Origin of the sequence: Halalkalibacter hemicellulosilyticusJCM 9152, from assembly GCF_000513115.1 — a bacterium.
In the GTDB taxonomy this organism is placed as follows: Bacteria; Bacillota; Bacilli; order Bacillales; family Bacillaceae_D; genus Halalkalibacter; species Halalkalibacter hemicellulosilyticus.
The window spans coordinates 1-12,785 of record NZ_BAUU01000056.1; the positions used below are offsets into that span (position 1 = coordinate 1).

Below are 12,785 nucleotides of genomic sequence, written 5' to 3' on the forward strand. Positions count from 1 at the left end.
ATATAAAAAAAATAGTTTCCTCTGGAACTAATAATTGGAGTATTGAAATTTCAGAACAAAGTAGTCTAACTAGCAATTTTTATGATGCGATTTTTGATAAGGTATCACCAATAGTTGATTTTGATGAAGTCATCCAATGGAACTTAGCTCTCAATTCTATATTACGAGAAACTGATTTTAGAATAATTGCTGTTTCTGAAGATGAAATAAATACGTTGAGTTTTGATACAATAAATGAATTTATAGAGAGGCTATCAGCTAATGAAGAATTATTAATTAAATCAGCAAATTCATTGGATATCTTTTTTCCAGAGTATGATAAAGATACTCGTGAAATATTTCAAATTCCTGAAATTATGAGATGGTTAAAACATTCGATAGATAAGGGAGTACCTTGGTTTTATTTTTTAAGTACTAAAAATAAAAATAACGGACTACATCTTCTAATTCATTCTTATTGTTCCAATACAAATGTAGATATTGATGGCAAAGGATATATCATAAATTATGCTCCAGAAGATTTGGGAAAGTTCATAGAAAAGAACTTTGATAGTCTCAACCGTTTTATGGATATCCATCATTTAGATATCGATATGAATAAAGAAATTTCAGAAAAAGTTACAGATTATTTATTTAAACATTTAATCTAAAATGTCTTTTATTTTTATTCAAAAAAAAGATGCTCAGTTATGAACGGCTGGTTGCAATATGTGAAACTGGCTTATCACCTTTGAATATTGGAGTTGGAATCAGAATTCAAAGAAGTAACAAGTATTTGATTAGGTGCAAATTGCACTTTTATTGCACTTTTTATTATTTTCTATACACTTTATTTTTTTTATATGCTCCCAAACTCCTTGATATTACAGCATTTTGCTTTATATGCTGTACGCTTAAAACAGAGTGGGAGTAATAATAGATGCCCGAAAAGCTTTGGTAACACGAGAGCACGGAGAAAGTCCTTTCTCATAATTCAAAATCGTTGCGCGCCTTGATATGAGAAACCCACTCATATTAAGGCTTTTAAAATCGGGCAACGGCTGCGCACATTACTTAAAGGCCACTGAAAAAGTGCAATTTTCACTTTTTCAGTGGCCTCGGTAACACTGGGTATTTAGGGCTTTTCTAGTTTCTGTGGCACAGTTATGGCACACTTCGAAAAGTCGTTCTCACAAATTTGTTACTGCTGTAATGTCAACTTGTGTATCATCGCTTGTTTTGAACTGAATTACATTTACAAAAAAGAGATGTAAAACCGTCTTACCCTTGCTCAATTTTCTGTTCAAGTTTCCTTACTCACACCCGCTTTCAAGCCCTGATTCCACGATTTTGCTTTTTTTAAGGCAATAGAGTCTTCTAAAATATCATTTGGGTAATTCCCTTTACCAATTATATAATCAACAAATTCAATTCCTACATAATCAAAAATATAATTGAATTGCTGAATTAGGGGCAATGAAGCAATTTTAGGATCAGGATTTTCTCCAACGACAATTACATATGCTCGCTTTTTCATCATTTCCTTTGTAAAATCAAAACGATCGTCTCTTAAGTATTGGCTCCACCGATCAAAGAATATTTTCATTTGGCCAGACATGCCAAACCAATATAAAGGAGTAGCAAAGAAAAGTGTCTCATGTTTTAAAAAATCCAAAAATCGCCTTTCATAGTCATCATGAACAGGACTGAAGCCTCCAGTTACATGCCTCTGATCCACGATAGGAAAAATGTTATTTTCTAATAAATATATTTTTTCATGTTCTATTCCTTGTAAAGCAACATTTACTAAATGTTCTGTATTACCATTTCTTCTTGAGCTTCCTAATAATACTAAAGTACTCATCTATTCACATCCCCTTTTTATATCACTTGAATATAGCTTATTTACAGTTTAAAATAAGCAACACTATCAGTAAAATGGTTGTTTCAGATTAATTAGTTCGGTAAAAATGATAATAAAAATGGGAAGAGGGTTTTACAGTGGAGCTTCGTCATCTTATAACGTTTAAAACTATTGTGGATACAGGAGGATTTAAGAAAGCTGCTAATGAATTAGGATATGCTCAGTCATCTATTACTGGACATATAAAGGAACTAGAAGAAGAATTGAAGAAGCCTCTTTTTGATCGTCTTGGAAGGAGTATATCATTAACTCAAACTGGCAAAGACTTTCTTCCTTATGCCTTGGAAATTATAAAACTTTACTCTAAATCGCAAGAAGTGATACACTCATCAGATGGTCCTTCTGGTCAGCTGATCATTGGAGCAAGTGAGTCATTAATGATTTATTGGTTGCCTACTATTATTATGGATTTTATGGAGAAATACCCAAAGGTAGAGCTGACAATAAAATCAGTGAAAGACGGCAATCTCTCTTCTCAATTGAAAAATAATGAAATTGATGTTGCGCTTCTCGTTGACTTACCTCATTGGCATTCAAAAGAATTAACAATAGAAAAAATACAGGATACTCGACTTTCCTTTATACAATCTGTCAAAAAACAAAACAAGCATATTCCAGGAAAAATGCTGGTAACCGAATACTCATGCAGCTGGAGACCAGCAGTAGAAGAAAATATAAAAAATGAAGAGTATGGTTCGTTAGCGAAAGTTGAATTGCCCAGTGTAGAAGCAATCAAAAAGTGTGTTCTTTGCGGGCTCGGAAAATCTATACTTCCACATTTTGTTGTTAAAGAAGAGATAGATAACGGAATGCTGGAAGAATCAAAAGTTACTGGACAATATAAATTATTGAATATATACACTGTGACTCATAAAGATAAGTGGATATCAACAAACTTAGAAGCATTTCTTTCGCATTTAGTTGAATTGAAAAAAATGAGGAATAACAAATAGTAAAAAGCACGTATTCAAGGTTGTTTAACAAAAATTTTTTACTGACCTCGCGTTGGGTCTTCCATGTCTTTTTCTCTGTTAAATCCGACTTCTTTATTGGAAAATTCTTTTGTTCTTGCTAGTATGAGATGTTATATACTATATATAGTGGCTATAAGAGCTTGAAATAGGAATGGAGGTCATGATTAATGAACTTGAAATCAGTTGATTTATTTTCAAACGAATTTCACCAAAATCCATATGAGTATTATGAAAAAATTCGTCCGCACAAGCCTTTTGCTAAAGTCAAAATGTTCAATGAAGACCAGTATTCTTGGATGGCCTTTTCATATGAAGCCGCAGAAGCTGTTTTAAAAGACAAACGGTTTATAAAAGATATGAAAACCGTTTACCCTGATCTTACAGATGAAAATATATCACCGATTGCCCATAGTATGCTTTTTTCCGATCCGCCTAATCACCGTCGTCTCCGTCGCCTCGCACAAAATGGTTTTACCCCACAAAAAATAGCGAAACTAAGAGGCCGTATTGAAGAAATTTCCAAAGAACAAGCAATTCTGATGAAGCATAATAGAGCAGTCGATTTTATTGAAGACTATGCCTTTCCAATTCCAATTCGAGTCATCTGTGAACTACTCGGTATTCCTACTGAAGATCGCCTCGATTTTCAACGTTGGTCAACCGTCATCGTCGAGATTACCGAAGCGCCTCGTTATGAAGAAGCGATGGACGAATTTATCGCCTACTTACAAAAGTTAATCGAACAAAAACGCCTCGATCCACAAGAAGATTTACTATCTGAGTTAATTCAAGCCAAGGAAGAAGACGAACAGTTAACGTTAAACGAATTGTATGGCTTCGTCATTCTATTAATTGTCGCTGGACATGAAACAACTGTTAACTTAATTTCCAATGGTTTACTTGCTTTACTTACTCATCCAGAACAATTAGCCTTATTAAAAGAGGATCCTTCCTTATCGGGCAAGCGATTGATGAATTGTTACGTTTTAATGGTCCGGTTGAATTTAGCACAGACCGTTGGGCAAGTGAGTCTTTTATATTTATGGGTCAACAAGTAAAAAAGGGAGATCACGTTCTCGTCTCTCTCGCCTCAGCCGATCATGACCCAACAAAGTTTGACAACCCGAGTAACCTTGACATTACAAGAGAGAAAAGCCCTCATCTCGCTTTTGGGAAAGGAATTCACTACTGTCTTGGCGCTCCACTCGCAAAGCTAGAAGGTGAAATCGCACTTCAAGTGTTGCTTGAGGAATATCCTAATCTTTCGCTTGCCACAGATTTGTCTCATCTGCAATGGCGTGAGAGCTTTATCATCCGCGGATTGAAAAATTTCCCGATTAAGCTTTACTAAAGGTCCAAGTAAGGAGTGTTATCCAAGCCAGCTTCGGTAAAAAAACAACTATGGAGGCGTTTAATGTAGATCCGAAAGAAAAAATTGAATATATTTATTTTGGTGGAGAAGCACCGCTTTTGAAAAAAATATATATGAAGCGATAAAATCACGAACAAATGAGAATATTGCAGAAGATAATCATCATTTTCAGGATGAAATTAAAGAAGAAGACCAGGATGAACTATTTAGTCCTACACATCGTACCATTAATTTGAACGCTATAGAAATTCTATCACTTAACGAGATTAAATCATAAGGAAGTTTTGCTATTACAAAAGATTCCAAACAACGACTCACATTAACCGGTAGTAATATGCCAGATGAAGTTTATGATAAATTAGAACAGTTAGCAAAATAGAGAGGTTTAACACAGTATATCGTCATGCTAGTGCAAAAAGAGAAGATGATGGATAGATTTATAGAAAGTCTATCCTCTTCTTCTAATAATGAATTGTTAAAAAAAATAGATGGTATCTCAAGTCAACTAACGAGCATTAATAAGAAGCTATCTGCTGCAAAAATGGTAAGTGCTGAGATAAAGTATGGGAACAATGAAAACGAGAGAATTCCTGAGAGAGAAGTGAACATAACTGACAATATTCAAGATAGTATTGAGGAAGAAATAGAGGAAATTGATTATTAGGGAGGTCCAGCTATGTTAAATCCAAAATCGTTTCAATCTATAAAGAGTTCGCTCGAAATGGAGGGGCTAAAGCTAACTGAAAGGGAAGAAAAGCTCGTGATGGAGAGTATTGAAAAGAAAATCTCTCATTCAGAATTCCTTACCGGATCAATTGGATGAAATTGAAGACGAAGTGTATTCAACAAAGTTAGAAAAAGAGATCAATCATATACTGCATAATCGTTATGCATTTGTAATAAGTGTTTCCAGTCACATAGAAAAGTTGAATTCTATTAAAGAGATGTTAGAAAAAGGCATGGGAATAAACAAAAATCAACTACAAGCTTCGTTGAAAATAGCATCATTAAAGTATCCAAATGAAATGAAACAATTAAAGGATGTAATAAATCCAGTTGATGAATTGTATAAGGCTAAGGATTTAATGAATGAGTTCTATCAGATGGAAATGAAAAAGCTTTATCCAAGTTTAGATCCTCAACAATTTACTCTTGAGGAAAAAGAAATATTAATAGTTGGAACAGATTATTATAAGAGGACCATTACATTAGACACTATAGATGATTTAAGGCGTTACAGCATCGAAGAACAAATACACCTGACTCATCTTTTGACTGATTATACTGATTCTAATAAGTATTCAACTTTAAAGCAGCAGTACCCAGATTAGGGAAGACTAATCTTAGAGAATTATATGAAATCGCTAATCATAAAGAAGCATTTGATTATGTCATTGAACATGCTTTTCAACGAACACCTATATCAACAGGTATGATAAAAGATATTTATGAATTGCTGACGGATCGACTCCTTATAGATAAAGTTCAATTTAAAAAAGCAGATAACGCTATTATGGGGGCTGAATTTAAAACAGCATCCCCTCATGAAACGCCATTTTTAATGGAATAGTGGGTAGATAATCTCAACTATCAATTAGATAGAGATGACACAAATAGGAATCGGATCCGAATTATTTGTGACTTTCATATACAATTTGAACGTATTCATCCATTTTCTGATGGGAATGGAAGAACGGGCAGAATGCTGATGAATTACTCGTTGTTACAAAAGGGGTTACCTCCACTTATTATTAAAGGTGAGAATAAAATTGAATACATCAATATCTTAGCGAATGAAAATGTGGAACAATTTTGCCAATTTTCAAGTGAGGTTTTGCAAAGAGAAGCTGAACGTTTAGAATCTTTTATGAACATGGAGAGAAATGAAATTAAGGATGTTGAACTTAAAGGACCAATTGTAAAGGAAGATATGGAACGATCATAAAGGAGATAATGGAATGCCTGACAGACACTATTATCTATTTGAAATTGAATCAACGGAAAAGCCTATCTTTGCCGTTGGAGAGTGGGAATCTATTGAGAACTTAACTCAAGATTTAACCCATCATTCAGAAGTTTTGGCTTACGGAGAAATTAATAATGAGAAATATATACCTCTTTATCAGAAATAAAAATGGCAATTGACTTAGATAAGGTGTGTATTGAAGGAGTAGAATGACAAATATCTCAAGCAATATTGAGGAAATTAAGGTGATGGCTAATGACTAATCAATACTCAAACCAGTTAGCGAATGTAACAACTTTAAAACAATAGATTGATAAACAGCGTCCGCTTCCAAAGAAACTTTTGAATAGCTAATGCGAGAGCATTTAGAAGCCATTAACCATAGGGAAGCATTGTTATTAACTGAAGATATGATAAATAACGAAGAGATCATGTCAGAAAGACTGATTAAAGATCATCATGCGATTATTCTACATGGAATTGACAATCGAAATGCTGGAGTTTATAGAAAATCAATTGTCATCATATCAGGAGCAAGTCATACACCACCAGATTATATGAGCGTTCCTCAATTAATGAGTGATCTAATCAGTTGGTATAGTGAGGAAAATCGTCTACACCCAGTAGAAAAAGCAGCTATACTTTACAGTAAATTTGTCAATATTCATCCATTCATTGATGGGAATGGTCGTACTTCTCGATTGTTAATGAATCTTGAATTGGTGAAATTGGGATATTTATCCGTTATTATAGAGCAAGAAAAACGGTTTAATTATTATGAAGTATTAGATATAGCAGGAACTAATAAAAAATATAAACCATTTGTTGAGTTTATCATGGATTATGAAGTGAAAGAATTGAAGCGATATGTCCAATTAATTAAAAGGAATCAGGAGTTAGATGAGCCAGGGCTTTAACGCAAATTGAAATGACTTCAGAATACAACGTAAACCTTAATAGTAAAACACTAATAGTGCAGAATCGGAGCACGTTTATACTAAGTAATTATAAAATATTGAGAATGTGTGAGTATTCGGCAGAAATTAAACTTTATGAAAATATAAATAAAAAAACGCACTATTATGTGAAAACGGATAAGTAGAGTTTAATATAAATCCCCACCTTCGTCATAGGTGGGGATTATTTGATGCTTACTTTAGTAGATTCTAAAGAGTTCTAGGGGGGAAGTTCTAGCCTTCTTTTTTCGGGATTTTCCTCGGCGTATGGAAAGAGAGTCCGTTCACGTGAATTTTAATTTGATTTTATCTCAGTTCACATCTATCTGCCATCCGGTGTATCATACGGGGGATTGTAATTAAGTGTAATAAATACATTTCGCAAAGTTAAGGACATAGTGAGGATAAATATCAGTTAAAAAACGTAATAGGAATCAAAGTTATTAAAAAATATTATAGGTTCCTTGCAATTGAGAAAGAGTAAGTAAAGGGACAATAGATTATTTTTGTAAAATTGATTGATATGTAAATAGAAGTAATGTATATTCATTATATTGGTATTTTTTATATAAATGGGTATAAGTTGTTTAAAATAGTACATATGTAAATAAGTAAAAAATACCTACTATTATCATACTTATAAGACTATCTTTTGAAGGGCAGAGAATAATAAAGGAGGTTTAATAAATATAAATTCCATTACTTTAGATGTATTGTTAAATCAGGATTGACGAATTCAACAAAATACGTGAGGAAAATGAGGTGGATACATTTTGTCTTCAAATTTAATGAAAAGTAATATGGAAATATTAGGATCATGTATAGGCTATTCTTCAAAAGAACTTGAACATATATCTCATAAGTTATTTGGAACGCTAGGATTAGATTCATTAACCCTTACACGAGTACGAGGACTCATTGTACCAAAACCAACTTTTCAGATTCTTAGTGGTTTAACTATTAAACAAGTAGCTGAAAGCATGTCCATTACTGAAGAAAATCAAACTCTTAATGAGCATGACCTAAGTGAAAAAGATTATAAGATCAATACTTTCCCTTTAACTCCTATGCAGGAGTCATATGTAATTGGATCAATGCAAGAATGCCCGTGTCAAATTTATACTGAATTGGATGTAGATGGTTTGGACGTTGATTCCTTCAAACAAGCTTTACGAACAGTTACTTCTAAACACCTTATGCTTCATGCAAAAATAGTTAATAATAATCTTCAGGAAATTCGTGATGTAGACGAGTATTATCAAAATGTCAATTTAGAAATAAGTGAATCTTCAGATCTTGATAAACGCAGAGAAGATTTATTAATGGCATTTAAGTCATCCCCTGAATTATATTGGGATGTGCAGTTAACACATCTTGAAAACGATACATTTCGAATACATATTATTATTGATATGGTGTTTATCGATGCTGTTAGTGCTATGCAAATATGTAAAGAGATTACTAATGAATATGAGAATGTATTGACTAATAGACCTTCTGATAATTTAGTAACTAGCAACCAAACATTCCAAAAATATTGTAATCAGGTTAATGAAAAAATTATTTCAGAAGAGGCGCTAAATTACTGGAGTACACATTGTAATGATATTCCTGATCCTCCTCAATTACCACGCCTTAAAAATTCTGAGATAGAAGGCTTTCATTTTCAAAGAGAGTCTATTACATTGGATTCAAGCTATTGGGACAATCTTAAAAAACTCGCTAAAAAAATCGAAATTACACCAAACTCGCTTGTCCTTGCTGCTTTTTCTAAAGTATTAAAATTATATTCAGAAAATTCTGATTTTTCTGTCGCCGTCACTATGTCGGGACGTCCTGTTGATAAGCATAACGATTTTACTGGTATTGTTGGAGAGTTTACTGATATTATCCTCTGTCCAATAAACAATTTACACGACAGTGAAATTATAGATACTGCTGTTAATATTCATAATACATTATGTGAAAGCCTTGAATATGAAGTAACAGGATTGGATCTCATTAAAATGTTACGGAATCTACGCGATGATCAACATCTTTCATTTCCAATTGTATTTACATCTTTTTTAGGTGTTGTAGAACCTGATTTAACGCTTAAAGATTGTAAAATAGAACTTAACTACCAACAAACTCAAACACCACAAATTACTCTCGATCACCAAATTTATGAGTCAAATGGAAACCTAATAATTAATTGGGATTATGATTCTACAGTGTATAGTCAATCTCTCATGATTGAAATGTTACATTGCTTTAACTCTTTGCTACAGAATATCGCTACTAAAAATTCTACTAGAGCCTCTTTACCTCAAGAAGTCTTAGATATTCGAAGAGAATTTAACCAAACTAGTTATTCTTTCGATTCAAATGCTCCCTTTTTACTTCATGAATTAATATTACAATCTTCAAGTATTTCTCCCGAATCAGTGGCAGTCATTGATCAAGAAAAAATGTTAACTTATGGTGAAATTGAAAATTTAGCTCGAGCCACGGCTGTATCTTTGCAAAAAGAAGGTGTTAAACCTGGTTCTTGTGTTGCCATCGTTTTAGAAAAAGGATGGGAACAGATTGTTGGCACATTAGCCGTTCTTATTACTGGCGCTAGTTACCTACCTCTTAATCCGAATGATCCGGATGAAAGATTGAGCAGTATTATAGCGTTGGCTAAATGTACGGTGGCTTTGACTAATGCGAAGAGTATGCCATCAGAACGTAATTGGAACTGCAGTAAAAATAGTTCTCTAGAAGACACCAAGTTAATACATATTGACACCGAAGCATTATCTGAAATAAACGTGAAAGATTATATTCCTGTTAACGTCGATCCTAATGATACAGCTTATATTATTTTTACATCAGGCTCTACTGGAGTACCAAAAGGCGTTGAAATTTCCCATTATAGTGCTGTAAATACTTGCTTAGATATAAATAATAGATTTTGCGATCTAGAAGATATAGTTACATTTGGGATATCATCTCTTAACTTCGATCTGTCTGTTTGGGATATCTTTGGAACTTTAGGGGCGGGAGGGAAGTTGGTTATCTGTAAATCAGAAGGAACTAGGGATCCTGATTACTGGTGGTCCCAAATCCAACAGCACAATATAACTGTCTGGAACACGGTACCAACTACGTTTGAAATGCTACTTTCTTCGTATTCTCAAGAAATCAGATCTTCTCTTAAAGTCGCTATGCTAAGCGGGGATGCAATCAATATGTCTCTTCCTAACAAAGTACTTGAAATTTCACCTGAAATTCAGGTGATTGGTTTAGGAGGGGCGACCGAAGCTTCAATATGGTCTAATTTCCATGTTTTCTCATATGAGACTAATAAACTTGAAACAGAGTTGTTACCATACGGTCGGGCTTTATCTAACCAAACCATCTATGTACTTGACTCAGAATTTGAATACCGACCTACTGGTGTCACGGGGGAAATCTACATAGGTGGTGTAGGTTTGGCAAAAGGTTATTTTAATAATCCCCAGCTAACAGAAGAGAAATTTATCGAAACACCTCACTTAGGGAGACTTTATGCAACTGGAGATATGGGTAGGTATCTTAGTAATGGAGAAATTGAGATTCTTGGAAGGCGTGACATGCAAGTAAAGATTGGTGGGCATCGAGTCGAACTAGGAGAAATTGAACGTTGTGGAGAGTCTCTTCCCAATGTGAATCAAGCTACTGTAATTGCTATTCCAGGAGATGTAAGGTATCTTGTTGGATTCGTGACAACACTTGGAAACGCTGAAGGACTTGAAGAAGAACTCCGAATTCATGTTGATAAATACTTACCAGCTTATATGACACCTAGACAATGGATATTACTAGATAAAATCCCATTAACTACAAACAACAAAGTAGATATAAGAAAACTACGTCAAATAGCCATGTCTAATAATAAAAGTAGTAATGATAACATTTTAGGTGAGAGTAGTGAATCTATACTTATTTCACAACAAGTCGCTAAGCTACTTTCCATTCCAAATGAATCATTAAATCCTTCTAAAAGCTTATTTGAGCAAGGAATTACTTCTCTACATGCGATACAATTAGTTAATATTTTATCCAGTATGTGGAATACAAAGCTTCCCTATAGTCTATTATTTAACTATCCGAGCATAGATGCGCTTGCGGCATATCGAAATGGCATAAGACGACAACGTAAAGCACCTGAACGTTCGAAGTCTTCTAATTCTTTAGAACCGATTGCTGTAGTTAGCTCAGCATGTCGATTACCAGGAAACGTAACATCAACTGAAGAATTTTGGGATATGCTTATGCAAGGAAGAGATTGTGTGACAGATGTTCCGTTATCACGGTTTAATATTAATGAGGTCTATAATCCTAATCGAGACGCAGTTGGATGTAGTTATACTAATCGCGGAGCATTTATAAATGATGTAGATAAATTTGATTTCGATTTTTTCTCAATCCCAATTGCAGAAGCAAAAAGTATGGATCCGCAGCAGCGTATGCTTCTTGAGGTGGCATATGAAGCTTGCCATAATGCAGGATATGCTAAAGAGAAATTAGCAAATTCCATCACTGGTGTCTTTGTAGGACAGATGAATTATGATTGGATGACGAGTTTTAATTATTCAAGGGATTATGCAGGTACCGGTGTAGCTCCAGCTATAACTTCTAATCGTATTTCTTATGCTCTAGATCTTACAGGTCCTAGTTTAACAATCGACACTGCATGTTCTTCTTCTTTGGTTGCTGTAGATGCGGCAGTTACTAATTTACGTAGCGGTTCATGTAATATGGCAATAGCTGGGGGTGCTAATTTAATATTAAGTTCTGAGGCATATGTAACTACATCTCAAGCAGGCATGCTCTCCATAGATGGCCGTTGTGCAACTTTTGATAAGGATGCAAATGGCATTGCTCGTGGTGAAGGTGTAGGAGTAGTTGTTCTGAAACGACTTAGTGATGCGCAGGCGGATGGGGATCCGATATTAGCGGTTATCCGTGGATCAGCTGTTAACCAAGATGGACGGAGTGCTTCTTTAACAGTGCCCAATGGTCATGCTCAAGAGGCAGTAATTAAACAAGCTCTTAATATAGGCGATCTCGAGGGGCGCGATGTTGATTATATTGAATGTCATGGCACTGGAACGCCTTTAGGTGACCCTATCGAAGTTGAATCGATTAAGAATGTACTGGGTGATCAGCGATCGAAACCACTTGTGCTTGGATCCGTTAAAACAAATATAGGTCATTTAGAGGGAGCAGCTGGCATAATAGGCCTTATAAAAACGATTGAAGTATTAAGGCATAAAAAAGCTCCTGGAAATGTACATTTCCAAACTTTAAATCCCAAAATTAATTTAGATGATTTTGCAGCTATAATTTCTTCAAAATCCGTGGACCTTGTAACTGATGAAGATAACTCTCGTCTTATTGCAGCTGTTTCATCATTCGGATATGGTGGCACAAATGCTCATGTCTTATTAGAGTCTTGGGAGAAAGAGAGTTCCCCTAGTGAAGCTATGAGTAAAGGTAATATTTCTGAAAGCAATGCTTCTGGAGAAAGTTCCGATTCAGGAGATTCAAGAAACTTACATGAGAAAAGTTCTGCGAATGCTTCACTTTTTCGTTCAGTATCTTT

General features: G+C 34.4%; 11 protein-coding genes and 1 pseudogene. 11 read left to right on the forward strand and 1 reads right to left on the reverse strand.

Annotated elements, in window-relative coordinates; all coding sequences use genetic code 11:
* The coding region (locus tag JCM9152_RS20065; RefSeq protein WP_035347395.1) for a chlororespiratory reduction 6 domain-containing protein at nucleotides 1-650 on the forward strand (650 nt) is incomplete at its 5' end.
* A gap of 632 nt (nucleotides 651-1,282) precedes the next feature.
* Here JCM9152_RS20065 and JCM9152_RS20070 read toward each other — a convergent pair.
* Complete coding sequence (locus tag JCM9152_RS20070; protein WP_035347396.1) at nucleotides 1,283-1,843, reverse strand: flavodoxin family protein; 561 nt, start codon at nucleotides 1,841-1,843, stop codon at nucleotides 1,283-1,285.
* Nucleotides 1,844-1,980: 137 nt separating this feature from the next.
* Here JCM9152_RS20070 and JCM9152_RS20075 point away from each other — a divergent pair, with 137 nt between their 5' ends.
* The 10 genes and pseudogenes from JCM9152_RS20075 to JCM9152_RS20105 all read left to right on the forward strand — a co-directional run.
* Nucleotides 1,981-2,856: a LysR family transcriptional regulator gene (locus JCM9152_RS20075; protein ID WP_035347399.1), complete on the forward strand. Its 876-nt coding sequence runs from the start codon at nucleotides 1,981-1,983 to the stop codon at nucleotides 2,854-2,856.
* A 188-nt stretch (nucleotides 2,857-3,044) separates the two neighbouring features.
* Nucleotides 3,045-3,935, forward strand: a complete 891-nt coding sequence (locus JCM9152_RS20080; RefSeq protein WP_369384597.1) for a cytochrome P450 — start codon at nucleotides 3,045-3,047, stop codon at nucleotides 3,933-3,935.
* The gene (locus JCM9152_RS24245; protein WP_369384598.1) at nucleotides 3,854-4,228 is read left to right on the forward strand and encodes a cytochrome P450; all 375 of its coding nucleotides are present in this window, start codon (nucleotides 3,854-3,856) and stop codon (nucleotides 4,226-4,228) included. Before JCM9152_RS20080 ends, JCM9152_RS24245 begins: the two co-directional genes overlap by 82 nt.
* 448 nt (nucleotides 4,229-4,676) lie before the next feature.
* The gene (locus JCM9152_RS20085; protein WP_035347401.1) at nucleotides 4,677-4,913 is read left to right on the forward strand and encodes a hypothetical protein; all 237 of its coding nucleotides are present in this window, start codon (nucleotides 4,677-4,679) and stop codon (nucleotides 4,911-4,913) included.
* A 12-nt stretch (nucleotides 4,914-4,925) separates the two neighbouring features.
* Nucleotides 4,926-5,072 (forward strand): hypothetical protein, encoded by a 147-nt coding sequence (locus JCM9152_RS22780; RefSeq protein ID WP_156315015.1) that lies wholly within the window; start codon nucleotides 4,926-4,928, stop codon nucleotides 5,070-5,072.
* Nucleotides 5,065-5,580 carry a hypothetical protein gene (locus JCM9152_RS20090; RefSeq protein WP_035347402.1) on the forward strand — a complete coding sequence of 172 codons (516 nt, stop codon included), beginning with the start codon at nucleotides 5,065-5,067 and terminating at the stop codon, nucleotides 5,578-5,580. Before JCM9152_RS22780 ends, JCM9152_RS20090 begins: the two co-directional genes overlap by 8 nt.
* Nucleotides 5,581-5,867: 287 nt before the next feature.
* A pseudogene (locus tag JCM9152_RS21625) lies at nucleotides 5,868-6,194 on the forward strand (Fic family protein); the annotation flags it as partial.
* Between the two features lie 13 nt (nucleotides 6,195-6,207).
* Nucleotides 6,208-6,381 (forward strand): hypothetical protein, encoded by a 174-nt coding sequence (locus tag JCM9152_RS22785; RefSeq protein WP_156315016.1) that lies wholly within the window; start codon nucleotides 6,208-6,210, stop codon nucleotides 6,379-6,381.
* 187 nt (nucleotides 6,382-6,568) lie between these two features.
* Complete coding sequence (locus tag JCM9152_RS20100) at nucleotides 6,569-7,132, forward strand: Fic family protein (RefSeq protein WP_035347403.1); 564 nt, start codon at nucleotides 6,569-6,571, stop codon at nucleotides 7,130-7,132.
* 812 nt (nucleotides 7,133-7,944) lie between these two features.
* The coding region (locus JCM9152_RS20105) for a non-ribosomal peptide synthetase (protein ID WP_035347404.1) at nucleotides 7,945-12,785 on the forward strand (4,841 nt) is incomplete at its 3' end.